At 70.6% G+C, this 14,496-nt stretch carries 12 protein-coding genes and 5 pseudogenes; 6 read left to right on the forward strand and 11 right to left on the reverse strand.

Translation table 11 applies throughout. The annotated features are described in order from the left end of the window. The first annotated feature begins 36 nt into the window (after positions 1-36). Both ACIGXP_RS14595 and ACIGXP_RS14600 read left to right on the forward strand, forming a co-directional pair. Complete coding sequence (locus tag ACIGXP_RS14595) at positions 37-657, forward strand: TIGR03086 family metal-binding protein (protein WP_399768177.1); 621 nt, start codon at positions 37-39, stop codon at positions 655-657. A gap of 352 nt (positions 658-1,009) precedes the next feature. Then, positions 1,010-3,052 (forward strand): hypothetical protein, encoded by a 2,043-nt coding sequence (locus ACIGXP_RS14600; protein WP_399768179.1) that lies wholly within the window; start codon positions 1,010-1,012, stop codon positions 3,050-3,052. Positions 3,053-3,444: 392 nt separating this feature from the next. On the opposite strand, the gene ACIGXP_RS14605 is transcribed toward ACIGXP_RS14600, so the two are convergent. Continuing rightward, positions 3,445-4,275: an alpha/beta fold hydrolase gene (locus ACIGXP_RS14605; RefSeq protein WP_399768180.1), complete on the reverse strand. Its 831-nt coding sequence runs from the start codon at positions 4,273-4,275 to the stop codon at positions 3,445-3,447. A gap of 109 nt (positions 4,276-4,384) precedes the next feature. Between ACIGXP_RS14605 and ACIGXP_RS14610 the strand changes: the two genes are divergently transcribed. After that, the gene (locus ACIGXP_RS14610) at positions 4,385-4,843 is read left to right on the forward strand and encodes a MarR family winged helix-turn-helix transcriptional regulator (protein ID WP_399768184.1); all 459 of its coding nucleotides are present in this window, start codon (positions 4,385-4,387) and stop codon (positions 4,841-4,843) included. Between the two features lie 7 nt (positions 4,844-4,850). On the opposite strand, the gene ACIGXP_RS14615 is transcribed toward ACIGXP_RS14610, so the two are convergent. The 3 genes and pseudogenes from ACIGXP_RS14615 to ACIGXP_RS14625 form a co-directional block, all read right to left on the reverse strand. Continuing rightward, positions 4,851-5,105 (reverse strand): hypothetical protein, encoded by a 255-nt coding sequence (locus ACIGXP_RS14615; protein ID WP_399768450.1) that lies wholly within the window; start codon positions 5,103-5,105, stop codon positions 4,851-4,853. Between the two features lie 4 nt (positions 5,106-5,109). After that, a pseudogene (locus ACIGXP_RS14620) lies at positions 5,110-5,406 on the reverse strand (maleylpyruvate isomerase N-terminal domain-containing protein); the annotation flags it as partial. Positions 5,407-5,983: 577 nt separating this feature from the next. Continuing rightward, positions 5,984-6,199 carry a hypothetical protein gene (locus tag ACIGXP_RS14625; RefSeq protein WP_399768186.1) on the reverse strand — a complete coding sequence of 72 codons (216 nt, stop codon included), beginning with the start codon at positions 6,197-6,199 and terminating at the stop codon, positions 5,984-5,986. Between the two features lie 38 nt (positions 6,200-6,237). Here ACIGXP_RS14625 and ACIGXP_RS14630 point away from each other — a divergent pair, with 38 nt between their 5' ends. Further along, positions 6,238-6,879, forward strand: a complete 642-nt coding sequence (locus ACIGXP_RS14630) for a carbonic anhydrase (protein ID WP_399768188.1) — start codon at positions 6,238-6,240, stop codon at positions 6,877-6,879. A 335-nt stretch (positions 6,880-7,214) separates the two neighbouring features. Here the strand turns inward: ACIGXP_RS14630 and ACIGXP_RS14635 are convergent. The 5 genes and pseudogenes from ACIGXP_RS14635 to ACIGXP_RS14655 all read right to left on the reverse strand — a co-directional run. Then, a pseudogene (locus tag ACIGXP_RS14635) lies at positions 7,215-7,493 on the reverse strand (Sua5 family C-terminal domain-containing protein); the annotation flags it as partial. Positions 7,494-7,648: 155 nt separating this feature from the next. Then, complete coding sequence (locus tag ACIGXP_RS14640; protein WP_399768191.1) at positions 7,649-7,975, reverse strand: hypothetical protein; 327 nt, start codon at positions 7,973-7,975, stop codon at positions 7,649-7,651. 68 nt (positions 7,976-8,043) lie between these two features. Then, a complete protein-coding gene (locus ACIGXP_RS14645) occupies positions 8,044-8,238 on the reverse strand; it encodes a hypothetical protein (RefSeq protein WP_399768194.1) in 195 nt (64 codons plus the stop codon). Between the two features lie 251 nt (positions 8,239-8,489). Continuing rightward, the gene (locus tag ACIGXP_RS14650) at positions 8,490-8,927 is read right to left on the reverse strand and encodes a hypothetical protein (protein ID WP_399768197.1); all 438 of its coding nucleotides are present in this window, start codon (positions 8,925-8,927) and stop codon (positions 8,490-8,492) included. An 85-nt stretch (positions 8,928-9,012) separates the two neighbouring features. Continuing rightward, positions 9,013-9,987 carry an alpha/beta hydrolase gene (locus tag ACIGXP_RS14655; RefSeq protein WP_399768199.1) on the reverse strand — a complete coding sequence of 325 codons (975 nt, stop codon included), beginning with the start codon at positions 9,985-9,987 and terminating at the stop codon, positions 9,013-9,015. A 657-nt stretch (positions 9,988-10,644) separates the two neighbouring features. Between ACIGXP_RS14655 and ACIGXP_RS14660 the strand changes: the two are divergent. Next, positions 10,645-11,096, forward strand: a pseudogene (locus ACIGXP_RS14660) (SDR family oxidoreductase). A gap of 594 nt (positions 11,097-11,690) precedes the next feature. Next, on the forward strand, positions 11,691-13,127 hold the full coding sequence (locus tag ACIGXP_RS14665) for a protein kinase (RefSeq protein WP_399768202.1): 1,437 nt from the start codon (positions 11,691-11,693) through the stop codon (positions 13,125-13,127). A gap of 217 nt (positions 13,128-13,344) precedes the next feature. On the opposite strand, the pseudogene ACIGXP_RS14670 reads toward ACIGXP_RS14665, so the two are convergent. Continuing rightward, positions 13,345-13,674: pseudogene (locus ACIGXP_RS14670) on the reverse strand (alkene reductase); the annotation flags it as partial. 691 nt (positions 13,675-14,365) lie between these two features. Continuing rightward, positions 14,366-14,488: pseudogene (locus tag ACIGXP_RS14675) on the reverse strand (VOC family protein); the annotation flags it as partial. Positions 14,489-14,496: the final 8 nt, after the last annotated feature.

The raw sequence follows: 14,496 nt of genomic DNA on the forward strand, positions 1-14,496 counted from the left end.
GTTGACACATCATAAACAGCTGCTTATCGTAAGCGAATGCTTACTAATTTAACCTCTGTCAGAGCCTTGGACGCCCGCGCGGTACGCGACAGTGTCGCCGTGGTCCGTCACGCGACCGTGGACGACCTCACGCGCCCCACCCCTTGCGCGGCGTGGAACCTGGGCGAACTGGTCGAGCACATGACGGTCCAGCACCGTGGTTTCGCGGCAGCGGCACGAGGGGAAGGCGCCGACCTCGCGCAGTGGAAGGCCGAGCATCCGGGGCCGGGGACCATCAGGCGGTACACGACCGCTGCGGAGGCGGTCATCGAGGCCTTTGCCGAAGTGCGCTCCGGGGACCAGGACTTCACCCTGCCGGAATTCGGCACTGGATCCGTCTTCCCTGCGGTCCGGGCCATCGGCTTCCATTTCCTTGACTACGTCGTGCACGCCTGGGATGCGGCCCGTGCTCTCGGTGTCCCCTTCACCCCGGCCCCCGACCTCCTGGACGCTGCCCTCCCCATCGCGCTCGCCGTCCCGGACGGCGCTCACCGCCTACGACCGGGAGCCGCGTTCGCCATGCCCCTCCGCCAGCCCGTCGTCCGGGACCCTCTGTCCCGCATCCTGCTCCACCTCGGCCGATCCCCCTCCTGGACTCCTCCACCGCAGCACCCCTGAGTCGATGATGTTCGGGGGGCCGCGAGGCCGGGTGTCCGGGTGCAGGGCGGCGCGGCGGCTGCGGGGGCGCTGCAGAAGCTGAATGGGGTTGGAGCTACGGGATACGCTGCCGGCCCGGACGCGCAGGTGGGCCCGAGGCAGTAGAGGCCAGGGCTGTACACCGGGGCCGCCGAACCTCGGACCCGCGGACCGGAAGGAACCGGGCCCGTGGATTGGCTCGGGGTCGAATCCGGCCGACGACCGCGGTCGGCCGCCGCCGAACGCCGATTGCGCCCGTCGGGCCTGCCGTCATTCCGTCGGGTCGATGCCAGGATGTCAGTCGGTCGACGTACGACGGACTTACGGGGTGGCAGTGGCGGGGACTTCGGTCGATGCGGTGGACGCGGTGGACTGGGGCCGGTTCCGGACGGGCGTGCCGGAGCACCATCCGGTCAAGGAGGTCCCGCGGGCGCTGCGCCGCCTGGTCAGGCGAGGCCCGGCGGCGACGGAGGAGGACTGCCACCCGCTGTACGCCTGCCTGTTCGTCCCGGGAGGCGGGCTGCCGTCGGCCGCGGCCGCGGCCCTGCCGTTTCTCACGGCGCTCGCATCCGACCCCGCCAACGGCGCACGAGTCACTCTCGTCGAACTGCTCGGCGCCCTCAACGGTGCGGCGCGCGAGGCCGGTGAACAGGGCACGCACGGAGCGTGGCGGGAGGAGTGGCGGCGTCAGGGCGAGAGGATCACGGCGCTCATCGCGGACCCCGCGCCGAGCGTCCGGCGGGCCGCCCTCCTCATCGCGGACGACGACGCGCTGCTGGAACGGTGGCACGCCGAGACGGACCCGGCCGTACGCCTGCCCCTCCTGCTGGCGCTGGGCACCCGCGCCGCGACGACCGCCGACGCACCCGAGACCAGGTCTCCCGGCGGCCGGCACCGGTTCGCCGGCGCGGTGGAGGCGGTGCTGAGCCGGGTGCTGCGCGACGACGAGCCGGTGATGAAGGTGGCGGCCGTGATCGCCCGGGCGTCCCTCGACCGCGACGCCCCACTCCGGCATGGCGACCTGCTGCTGGACGTCCTCGCCGATCCGGCCGTACGGCCCCGGTTCGAGCGGATCTGGTGGCTACCGGACGTCGAGATCCCCTTCACCCGGGACGACGTCGCCGCATGGGTGTCCGGTCTCCTCGACCACGTCCCCCAGGACGCCCTGTCGTTCGTGTCCCGGCTGGCTGAGGCGGCGGAACGCACCGCGGACGACGGGCTGCGCCGGGTCGTCCTGGACGAGGCGTGGCGGCACCTGGTGCTGCGGCGTTCCGCGGCACCGACGGTGCTGCCCCTCGCGGCACGCCTGCTGGAGTGTGCCGACGACTGCGTGCGGCTCAAGGCCGCGCACCTCCTCGCAATGCTCGCCCCCGACTCCGGTCCCTGCGCCGACCGCCTGGCGGCACTCCTCGACGGTCCCGGGACCGACGAAATCTCCTGGATCGAGGGGACCGTCGGCGACTTCGCACGCTGGGCCCTGGTCCGGCTGGGCGACCCCCGTGGCCTCCCCGGTCTGGTCGAGTCGCTCTGGGCGCCGTACCGGGAGCAGTTCGGGCGCAGCTGGGTGGCGGGCGATCCGCGCCGGCCGGAGATACACGAAGTCCTGGCGCCGCTGCGCGAGCACGCGGACGTCCTGCTGCCCGCGCTGCTGGAGGAGGTGCGGCAGGACCACGAGCGGCACGGCGACCACGGCGAGATCATGGGCACCTTGCTGCACGTTGCCGAGGAGTGGGGGCCGGACGCGCTGTCCGTGCTCCCGGTCATCCTGCCGCTCCTGAAGGACACTCGGTACTCGTTCCGGGTGGTCGACGTGCTGCTGGCGATGGGGCCCGGTGCGGCTTCGACGGCGCCCGCCGTGCGTGACGCGGTCGTCCTCGACCATCCGGGCAATCACGACAGGATCGCCTGGGCCGCGTGGCGCATCGCGGGGGGTGACGACGGTACCGCGCTGCGGCTCCTGGGCGAGGCGGTGCACGACGAGCAGGCGTCGCCGTACGGACCGGTCCTCCTCCTGTCCGACTTCGGTCCCGCCGCCGCGGCGCACGCCGGACGGGTGCGTGAGGTCATGGAGAACGCCGAGTACGGGAAGGCGACGGCGGCGGTCGCCCTGTGGAGGATCACCGGCGACCCGGGGCCCACCCTGTCGGTGCTGGAGCAGGTCGTCGTGCGCTTCACTGGGGACGACGACCGCTACGGCGACCTGGCCGAGGCGCTCCGCGGGTTCCTGCGCATCGGCACGGTCACGCCGGCCGCACGGCGAGCACTGCGCCTCGTCGAGGCCCGCGACCCGCGGCTGTCCAACCACCGGGACTACCGGGCCGTCCTCGACGACCAGGAGCTGCGCGCCGCCATCGCCGCGGTGCTCGCGCTCCCCTGACGTCCGGTGGCGTCAGCCCAGGGGAGCCCGGCGTGTGCCCGGCGTGGTGGTCCGGGCCGCCGGCCCGCGCGGGCGGGGTCCCGTCCGTCCGCCCCCGCTTCTGTCGGGAGTACCACCGGCACCACTCTGGCCCTGTACTTTCTGCACGGCTTCTTCCCCGATCTGGTAGACCTGACCGACCGCCGTGACGACCTCCTGCTGGTCGATCCGCCCACCCGCTACGGCGGCTGACGCTGGCCCAGCATCCGAGTCACCAGCCAGTCACCGACGAGACGTAGCCAACGAGATCAGCGGTGGGAACTTCAGATCGGCCGTGCAGCCGGATGGATCGGTTCGGTCACCCTCAGCCACAATCAGGCCACCATGCAGTCCAGAGGAGGTCTGACTGTCTGTCACTGCACTGGGCCGAAAATCTCCTTCAGCCGAGCGGCCCACGCCCGCGGGTGACTCGTGTTGCCGTTGTGGCCCCCGGGCAGTTCCTCGACGGGGGTTCCGCGCAGGTCGCCGAGGGCCTGCGCGCAGCGGCGGTCGAAGACGTCGGGCGGGGTGGTGCGGCCGGCGGCGGGCACGATCCGGGTGGTGGCGGCGCGGACGGCGTCGTGGTCGAGGGCGTCCTCGACCACGGCGGTGAAGTCGTGCCGGATGAAGCGGTCGAAGTTCGCGGCCCGGCGGGCGTCGATCGGCTGCGGGGTGAGGTCGGGTTCGGCGCCCGCGCCGCTCGGGTCGATGCCCAGCACCCGGGCGATCTCGGGCAGCGCCACGCTGAGGCCGTCCCGCTCGTACAGCTCCTGGAGCTCCACTAGTTCGCGCCGGTGACGGGTGGCCTCGGCGGGCTCCAGCAGTCCGGGCGCGACCGGCTCGTGGGCGATCAGGGTGCGCAGCAGTCCGGGGTGCTGGGCGGCGACGTGCAGGCCGATCACGGCACCGAAGCTGCAACCGAGCATCAGCGCCGGGCCGTCGGCGAAGGCCTCCAGCAGCCGGCGGACGTCGTCGGCGTGCTCGGCGAGGGTGGCCCCGCGCTCGGGGGGGTCGAGGCGGCTGCGGGACAGGCCGCGCCGGTCGTAGGTGAGCACCGTGTAGGTGTCGGTGAGGAGCGGGACGAGGTCGACGGTGCGGTCGGCGTCGCCCTCTCCGCTCTGCGAGATCAGCAGCAGCGGGCCGGTGCCCTCGATGTGGTGGTGCAGGACGGCGCCGGGAACGGCGAGCGTGCCGGTGGTCGACATCGGAATTCCCCCTCCGCGGCGGTCGGTCCGCCGCTGATCCACACCACCATAATCCATCGAATTAGATGCATCAATATGGATGCATCTAATTCGATGTAACATCGGGTCCGTGAATGGAGTCGAACTGTTCCTGCTGGGCCGCACCCTGATGAAGATCGGCGAGGACGCCCTGCCCGAGCCGCCCGGCGGCAGCCGCCGCTACCCCGGCAGCGCCCGGAACGTGTTGATCGCCGCCGGCGACATCGCCTTCCATCCAGGCACCACCGTGGGCGAGATCGCCGCGCGCACCGGCCTGCCGCAGAGTCAGATCTCCACGGCGGTGGCACGGCTGAAAGAGGCGGGCGCGGTGACCACCGCCTTGGACCCGGCCGACCGGCGGCGCACCCTGATCCGCCCGGCCGGCCGGCCCTCGGCCCGGGTGGCGGAGGTCCGCTCCACCGACGTACACGACGCGCTCGTCGCCGCGCTCGGTGGTGAGCCCGACCCCGCACACCTCGCAGAACTCACCGCGGCACTCGACGTCCTGGCCCGTCACCTGCTGTCGCCCGACGTGCCGCCACAGGACTGACCGCACGTCAGGCGGCGGCCCCCACACCCTGGACCGCTCGGCCGAGGAGGGCCGCCAGGCGCAGATGGGCCGCAGTGCCCTCCGGGGCCGCCCGTTCCGGCCCGAACATGTCCGGTCGCCGGAACGCCTCGATGCCCAGGCGCCGCATCTGCGCGAGCACGTCCTCGCACAGCCGCTGGTCGACCAGATCGGTCCGGCCGACCGCGATCGCCAGGTCCACGCCGTGCACCAGTACCTCGGTGAGGTGCACCAGCGCGGCCATCGGCCCGGGAAGCGCTCCGAACCCGAGGCGGACCGTCCGCCCGGCGAGCGCGGCGCCCGTGGGCGCCGCCGCGTGCCGGGCGGACGGTCCGCCTCGGCGGCGGCCCGGTACGCCGCAGCCGGGTCCGCGCCGAGCCAGTCGTCGTGGTGCTCGCCGCCGGGTCGGTGCCGGTCAGTTCCGCCGCGAAGATCCGCATACCGCCGACCAGGTGATTGAGCGTCGCGCCGACGTCCCACTCGGGGCAGGGGGTGCGGGCGGACCAGGTGCCGTCGCCGAGCGCCTCCACCAGCGCTCTGGTCATGGCGAGGGCCGAGCCGATCCGCCGCACCGTCGCGGGCCGCCGTACCAGCACCTCCTCCAGCCAGTCGTGGATCCGTGCGAGGGCAAGTCGCTGTGCCCCGGACTGGCAGGGCGCGCTGGCCCCCTCCTCGTCGGTGAAGGTGAGGAGTGCCTTCTCGCACCGCAGGTGGTCGTTGCAGCTTCTCCGGCTGACCGCGGAACAAGCCGTCCGCCTCCCCGGCGCAGACCAGCACCGGGCAGGCGATCCGCTCAGCGACGCCGTCGCGCAGGTGGTGGTCGAGGTAGGCGGCGGCGAACGCCCGCGGGCTGTCCGCACCGAGCACGAACATGCCCTGTCCGACAGCCCACTCGAGGGTGGGGTCCGCGGCCATCGCCGCCTCCATCGCGGCGTCGATCTCCGGGTCGTGCGCGGCCCGCAGCCGCCGCTCGGCCTCCGCCCGCGGGATGCGCAGGCGCCGCCGGGGAATCGGGCCCACCGCACCGCCCGTCCGGGTGGTCATCCTGTGGCTCATCCGGTGGCCGGCCGGCCGCGGCACGCCAACTGCGCACCATCGGTTCCCCGAACACCTCATAGACGCTCACCTGGGCAGGTCACGCACCACGACGGACACCACCGCGAGGATCACGGTGGTCACCGCGATGGCGACCACCACCGCCCGTCCGTGCCACGACGCCGGCCGCCTCGTCGCGCGTTCATGCACGCCGGCGTCGGTGTGACTGTCCGACCAGGGCGGGAGCCAGTACACCCTCAGCGAGGCCGTAAAGCGCTGCGCATCGCCGTTGTGAGCATCCACGCACTGCCAACGAACCGTCCGGCTCGTAGGCTGCGGCCATGACCGACATCCACACTCCCACGCCCTTCGACGCCTTCGAGCTGCTGCTGGCCGGCAACCGGCGCTTCGTCGCCGGTACCCCTGAGCACCCCAATCAGGACGCCGTCCGCCGCACCGAGACCGCCCCGTCCCAGCAGCCCTTCGCCGTGCTGTTCGGGTGCTCCGACTCCCGGCTGGCCGCCGAGATCATCTTCGACCGCGGCCTGGGCGACCTGTTCGTGGTGCGCACCGCGGGCCACGTCATGGGCCCGGAGGTGCTGGGCAGCATCGAGTTCGGCGTGGACGTGCTGGGCTGCCCGCTGGTCGTGGTCCTCGGCCACGACTCGTGCGGCGCGGTCGGTGCCGCCTGCGCCGCCCTGGAGAACGGCATGACACCGGCCGGGTACGTCCGGGACGTCGTGGAACGGGTGACCCCCAGCGTGCTTGCCGCGCGGGCCGCCGGACAGGTCGAGCCCGATCAGATCCTCGCAGAGCACATAAGGCACACCGCCGACCTGCTCCTGGACCGCTCCCGGGTCCTGGCCGACAAGGTCGCCGCCGGGCAGGCCGCCGTGGTGGGCCTGCGCTACCGCCTGGCCGACGGCAGCGCACAACTCGTCGCCGCCCGCGGCCTCGACGCCACAGTCCCCGCAGCGTCCTGACCGCCCCGGCCGTGGCTGCTCAGCGTGATTTGCCGCGGCCGCGGGACACGCCTGTATACGTGGATGAGGAATCCATCGGGTTCACCGCTTGATCATCCACGGGAGGGCACCCCGATGGCTCGCGGAGCCGAATACGCGCCCAGCACCGTCCCCCGCGCCGACCTGGCGCGGGCTGCGGGCAGCGAGGTGTGCCGGGGATGGGGAACGGTCGTCACCGACGAGGGGCGGCACGAGCTGGGCCCGGACCGCCAGAGCGGTGAGCGCCCGGCCGAACCCGTCACGCATCCGCCCGGCTCCCGTCTCCGGGAGCAGGAAAGGCACGGCGTCGGTGCCGGTCACACGGTGGGCCGGGGCCCGGCGGCGCGGCGCAGCCGATTGGCGATCGCCAGTCCCAGGCCCTCCTCCACCGGCAATGAGGCCACGATGAGGTCGCACCCCCGCTGGTCCAGCTCGCGCAGGAACCCGTACAGCCCGCGCGCGTAGGCGCCCATCGAAGACGGGACCGTCACCACGGCGTGCGCCTTCACCGCGGTGCCGGCGAAGGAGGCAGGCAGAATGACGCCCACCCGGTGGCCCAGCTCCTGCGCCAGCTCCGCCTCGGCGACGACCTTCTCTCCGGCCGGGCGGGGTGACGCGCGAGGACCTCGAAGCGGTGCTCGGGCGCCGAGGCGGGACCGATTCGGCTTTCCAAGTCGCAGCCGTAGTAGTTCTTGCCGTAGATCAGAGTCTGGCCGGCTGGGCGGTGACGAGGTCCCTGACGTCGCTTCAATCAAGCCGAACCGTCGCTCGTCCACGTGACACCAGTCCCGTAGGCGATGAAGTTCACGCTGCTGTACCCACCGCCACCGCCCGGTGGATGAGCGGGGGAGGTGAAGCCAACGCCCAGTACCGCGTCATAGCCAAGGTTGTACGCCTCGATCAGGAGGGCCTCGTAGGCGGCGTCCATCGAGGAGCGCGCGGTGCCCCAAATGACTTTGACCTGTGTGAACGGGCGCGAGTCATGGCAGAGTGTGCTAGCTGTAACGGTTGCCAGTGCCCTTTCACGAAGCTCTCCGGCCTCCTGCCGCCTCTTGCGCGCGTTGTCCATCCACTTCACGAGCCGATTCTGAGCCTACTCAGTTCAAATGTCACGACCAGAGATCAGCAACCCCGGGAGCCGATCAACTAGACGTCGCCCAAGGGGACACGGGCTGTGAATTCGGCGGCGAAGTGGCGGGCCTGGGCGCCCCAGTCGTGATCGGCCGTGCCGAAGTGCTGCAGGACGTCCAGCAGCTGGTGCGCCTCGGTGAGTGTGAACAGCGGCAGGCGCGGCTCGTACAACTCCGGCATACCGAAGGTGGGATCAAGAAGTTCGTCCAAGTAGGACGCAACGCACACCACCCTGCGCCGGTTACGCCCGCTGGTCAGCCCCTGACCAGGGATTTACTCCCTTCGCCTCCACGCGTGCCAACCTGTCCCCGCCCACAAGGGCGCCGCCCTCCGCCGCTGGGCGAATAAGCACAAGGTCGGGCTGCGCTTCACCCCGACCTACGCCTCGTGGGCGAACCCGATCGTGAACAACCTGGCGGACTTATGCGGTCAGAGCCCTGGCCGACACCGTAGCCGCCTTATCACCAACGGTGATCGCTGACGCCCTCGACCATGAGGGAGATGCCGATGCCCAGCAGCCAGACATCCTTGGCCAGCGCGGTTCCGGGCTCAGTGGGTCGCAGGCTGCCCTCCTTGCGCATGCCCGGCGCGCGCAGGTACAGCCCGAGCGTGCCGGCAGAGAACGCGGTCAGCGCGGCTCCGGCAACAGCGGCAGGGACCAACGGCAGGAGCAGCGCGGCGGCAACGGCGGCCTCCCCGGCAGAGAGCAATCTGACGAACTGCTGGGCATCGAGCTTGCCCAAGAAGGGGTAAGCGGTGGTGGCGAACTGCTGCAGTCCCTCAGCGGTGGCCTGGTCCGCGCCGCGCTTCGACAGTGCGGAGTTGAGGAAGAACGTGCCGACGGGGAGCCTGAGCGGCAACTGTCGCGCTGCGGATCGCCAGGTGGAATCGGATGCCATGCCGAGCCTCCCAAAGTGGGCAGTTGGCCCCTGGAGAACGACCGTCGGCCTGTGTAGCACCGACCGAGTCGCGGAACGTGACAGATCAAGGCGGAGCGACACCACTTCTCAGCGCGTCGCGCAGCACTGAGACGGCCTGGGCAACGGCCGCACGGGTGGCATGGGTGTCGCTGAGAGGGTTGAGCATCATGAAGTCGTGGGTGATGCCGTCGTAACGGACGGTGGTGATGTCGACGCCCGCGGCGCGGAGCTTGGCCGCGTATGCCTCGCCCTCGTCGCGTAGGACGTCTGCCTCGTCGACGAGGAGGAAGGCTGGTGGGAGACCGGCGAGCTGATCGAGGGTGGCCTTCAGGGGGGAGGCGGTGATCTCGCTGCGCTGCGCGCGGTCGGGAATGTAGGCGTTCCAAAACCATTCCATGGCCTGGGCGGTGAGGAAGTAGCCGGTGGCGAGATCGGCGTAGGACTGGGTGTTCATTTCGGCGTCGGTGACCGGGTAGTACATGGACTGATGCACGAAGCGGACGTCGCCGCGCTCCTTGGCCATCAGGGCGAGAGCAGCCGTCATGTTTCCGCCGACCGAGTCGCCTGCCACCGCCATGCGGTCTGGATCGAGGCCATGGGCAGCGCCTTCTCGGACGATCCACTGAGCGGTGGCGTAGCCCTGCTCGATCGCCACCGGGTAGTGCGCCTCGGGAGAGCGGGTGTACTCGACGAACACGACCGCGGCCTGCGCCCCGTCCGCGAGCTCGCGCACCAGTCGATCATGGGTGTCGGCGTTGCCCAGAATCCAGCCACCGCCGTGCATATAGAGAACCACGGGGAGGGGTGGCGCGGCGCCGCGCGGCCGGACGATGCGGGCACGTACATCGCCGACATCGGCAGGCACGGTGATCCACTCCGAGTCGACATCGAGTTTCTCGATCGGTTCGGCTTGAAGGTCGTCCAGCACCCTGCGGGCCTTCTCGGGCCCCAGTTCGTACAAGAACGGCGGCTGGGACGTGGCATCTGCGAACTGCTGGGCTGCGGGCTCCAGAACGATGGAGCCGGAGGGAGCGGTCATGACGAGCTCCGTGAGGTCTGGGGCTGAGAGATGCTGAGGACTCCTGCACGGCCTGACCGCGGAGCGTCAATGCGCCTCGCCACTGGGCAGGCAGCGCAGCATTGCCACAAGCAAAAGCCTCGTCCCTCCGAGGCATGATCGCATCCGTGCAGTCGCACACCACGGCCCGTACCGCCACTGCGCTGTTGCTGCCCGAGCCGGGGCCGAAGCAGGTGGAGGGCTGGCTGCGGGCGGTCAGGCGCCTCGGTCGCGATCTCGGGCAGATCATCGGATGCGAGTCTTCCGGCCACCTTTTGCCAGGCGGCCCCCTCCACCGGATTTGCCTCCGTCACGGGCTCAGCCTGGGTACGCCCCGACAGCGGGTGTTCGGCCTCACGGACTGGACGCGCGACGGCACCCTCGCGGAGTATGTCGTCGAGGCACGCAACCTTGCGCCGCTGCCGGGCCACAGGCACGGTCCCATCAGCAAACGAATCCACCATGCACGCGCGAAGGCCTGCACGCATCCCGTCGCCACGCACATTCGGCGCGGGCGACGGCATCGACGCCTTCGAATGCCTCGTGGCCGGGACTGCCAGTGGCTCACGGCCTTGTGCCCGGGGTGCCGGGGCCTGGTCTTTTGCCGTGCTCACGGCGCCTACCTGCCGTTTCGCGCTGATGTGCCCTGCGGCAGACGAAGCGCTCTCAGCCAGCAGCGGCATCGGCGAGGCGACCGCACTGCTGCTCGCCGAGCGAGGCGCGCGGCTCGTGTTGGGTGCGCGACGGTCCGAGCGCCTCGCGGAGCTGGTGGCGCGGATCGAGAAGTCGGGCGGTGCGGCCGTGCAGACCCGCACGGACGTGACCCGACGGGACGACCTGCACACCCTGGTCGCACTGGCCGGCGAGCGCTTCGGCGGCTCGACGTGCTGGTCAGCAACGCCGGGGCCGGCACCATCTCCGACTTCGCCGAAGCGTCAACGAATCCACAGGTCCGAGCGGAGATCACGAAGATGCGGGAGCGGATCGCGATCCCGCCTGAGGCGATCGCCCAAGCCATTGCGTTTGCCATCGGGCAGCCGGCGACCGTCGACGTGAACGAGGTCGTCGTCCGGCCGACGGCCCAGAACTGAACCGGCTCAAGTCCGAGGCGCATTGCGCCTCGGCCCCCATCGCTCCTCAAGGCCCTTGCATCCAACCGCTCCGAGCAGGTGCGTCGGTGCAGAGCACGGACGGAATGCACACACGGGCGGCTGTGCCTCGGTCGGGCAGTCCACAGGTCACAGCGGCACTCGCCGTCCTGGCTGCTGAAGCGGGTGTCGCGGGTTCGTACGGCACACACGTGGCTGCGGGTGCGGGCAGAGATGGGAAGAGTCTGGTCCCGGCCCGACGACATCGGCGGTAACACCTACGACTACGCTCTCGCCGAAGACAGGCTGTGTCTGTCGATCACTGAAGGAAGCCCCCGAAGAGGCCGGGCCCCTCGTTACGTCGGCACCGAGGAATCCCATCCTGCCGGACAGCGGGGATACCGCAGCCCTAGCCCTGCTCGTTCTCCTCACCATGGCTCGCAACGGGCTGGTTCTCGGCCCTGGCCGACTGCTCACGTGAGTTCGCCAGTGCGCTCGCGCTCCTGCTCTGCGACCCGCGGGGCTACAGCGGTGGCGTTGGGCCCGTCGAGGTCGCGCCGTAAGCTGCGTCGGGTTTTTGATTCACGGGAGGCGTGGGTGGGGCGGGACATGATCCTCGGCGGCCGGTACGAGCTGGTCGAGAAGCTCGGTCAAGGTGGCATGGGAACGGTCCATCGCGGGGTGGACCAGCGGCTGCGCCGCACTGTCGCGGTGAAGCTGCTCTCCTCGGCGCTGGCCCATGATCCGCAGTCGCGAGCCCGTTTCCGGCGCGAGGCGCACGCGGTCGCCGCGCTGAACCATCCAGCGGTGGCCACCATTCATGACGTCGGCGAGGAGCCGCACCCGGATGGCCCACGGCCCTACCTGGTCATGGAGTACGTGCAAGGCGCCACCCTCGCCGAGGTCCTGCGAGACGGTCCACTGCCTGTCGCCGACGCCGTCAACGCGGCATGCGCGGTGCTGGACGCGCTGCGGCACAGCCACGAGTGCGGGATCGTGCACAGGGACATCAAGCCCTCGAACATCATGCTCACCGGGCCCGACACCGTGAAGGTCCTCGACTTCGGCATCGCCAAGGCTTTCACCGAAACCGCCACCCGCATCACCGGGAGCGGTGCGGCGATCGGCACTCCCGCCTACCTTTCCCCTGAGCAGATCAACGGGTCGGAGATCGACCATCGGGCCGATCTGTACGCGATGGGGTGTCTGCTGCACGAACTGCTGACCGGGCAGCCCCCGTTCCGTGGCGAATCGCCCTTCGCCGTCATGCATCAGCACCTGTTCGCCGCACCCGAGCCGGTCTCCCGGCTGAGACCGCAGATACCACCGGCGGTGGAGGCGGTGATCCTGCGCGCCCTCGGCAAAGACCCGAAAGAACGGTTCGTCGATGCCGGGGAGATGCGTGCAGCCCTCGCCGACGCCCTGACACAGACCTCCATGCCGACGGTCCAGGCCGACACGCCGGGGCCCCCGGCGACGCGGCCCGGCGGCCGAACCGCTCTCCGGGACAAATTCCGCATCTCACTGCGTCCGTCCGCCGACAGCGCTCTGGCTCTGCTCGGATGCCTGCTTGCGCTGCTGTGCGGACGTGGCCGGCTGGTGGACACCGCTCACTTCGGCTGGATCGCCATGGCAGCCGGTGTGTTGGGTCTGATGACGCTGCCATGGTCGACACGCCTGTCGTGCGCGGTGAGCTGGGGGCCGGTGGCCGAGGCCGTGGCGGTCAACTCCGAACTGCGGCGCGCCTACGTGGGGTGGACCCACTCGTACGTAGCCATTGCTGTTCTGCTCGCACTGGCCGCCGTCTGCTGCCTCGTCAGCGGGGCACTCAGCAAGAAGCACGGCGCCGGCACACTGGTCGCCTCCTGGTTCAGTGCCACCGCATCGATCTGGTACTTCCTCGACGACCTGCACAAGCTCTTCGTCTTCTACCTGCTGTTGTCGCTGGTGGCCGTCGCCACCGCGTCGTGGGAGACCGTCGAACTGGTGCGCCGCCGAGCCCCGGGCAGACGCGCAGTCCCGAAAGCCCCGTAGGAAGAGACGATCTTCACCCGGGCCCGCTCGGCTCGCCGAACGCGGCCGGTACTCGGCGCTGCTGCGTACTCCATCCGGCTTGCGCCGGCCCCGTTGAGCCCAGGGCCGCGGTCCCGGGGGTGGTTAGGGCGTGGGCGCGGCGCTGACTTGTTCCGCCGTCCGCAGTGGGGGGCGCATGGCTGGCCGGGCCGTCTCTATAGACCCGCACGTGCGGGCGTCATGCCGTGTGCTGGTAGGCCGGACAGGTGAGGTAGCCGGTGTCGCCGCCCTGGTAGTACGTGGTCTCGTCGACGGGGACGATCGGCAGCCCGGTGCGGAGGCGTTCGACGAGGTCGGGGTTGGCCAGGAAGCAGCAGCCGAAACTGACCAGGTCGGCACCGAGGCCCAGCCGGCGGTCGGCTTCCGCGCAGCGCGGTGTTGAGGGCGAGCGCGTCGGTCTCCTCGACGCCCCAGAAGCCGCCCCCTGGGAGAGGCGGATGCCCGTCCTTGCCGCGCCGATCGCGTCCACCGTCGCGGCCACGGCCTCCACGGCGAACCGAATGCCACCCGTGGGGCGGCTAGGCCTGCACGGCCCATCCCGGTGATTCCCTGCCGTCGCCGCTGGATGGTCCGGCGTTCGGAGCGTTGGGTCATTTGGGTGTTCCAACCCGTCCTCGAGGTGCTGCGTCTCCTCGGCTGCGAGGCCTCGGCGTGCCGGACGAAACGGCAAGGGCAGTCGATGCGGAACGGTGCGGCCGCTCGGGCTCTCCGCCGCCTGCTGGCTCGATCTGCGCGCCTGCGACCCGGTGGTCACGGCAGTCGGACTTGCCTGCCCGATACTGCTCCTGCACGGCGGGCCGGACTACCAGGTCACCGTCGCCGACGACCTGACGCGCTGGCAGGCCGCACTGGCAGACCGTTCCGAAACGGTGATCCGCGCCACCAGGACGCCAACCACCTCTTCTTCTCCGGCAGCGGACCCACTACTCCGGCGGAATACACACGAGCGGGACACGTCAAGCCAGCAGTGGTGGACGAGATCGCGACCTGGCTGGCACGGCCGTAGATCGGCACCAGACGCTCCTTGACTGGCTCCCTACTCCAGTCCCGGATATTCGACGTGCAACCTCACTTCGGTGGCGCGGGAGATGGGAGCGGCACGGACTATGACCGCGGCGTCCTGGGACAACAGGAGATCTCGCCAGCCGGCTGCCTGGTCGGGCGCCGCGTTCGGGGTGCCCGGCCAGGCGCTGCCTCGGTTACCGGTACGGGCGGATGATCAGCTCAATCAACTGACCAGCAGGGTCTTTGAAGTACACCCCTCGTCCGCCGTGCTCGTTGTTGATCTCCTTTGGCCGCCGCATCCGCGGATCGGACCAGTGCGCGCGAA

It is taken from the genome of Streptomyces sp. NPDC053069 (assembly GCF_044546895.1).
Taxonomy (GTDB): Bacteria; Actinomycetota; Actinomycetes; order Streptomycetales; family Streptomycetaceae; genus Streptomyces.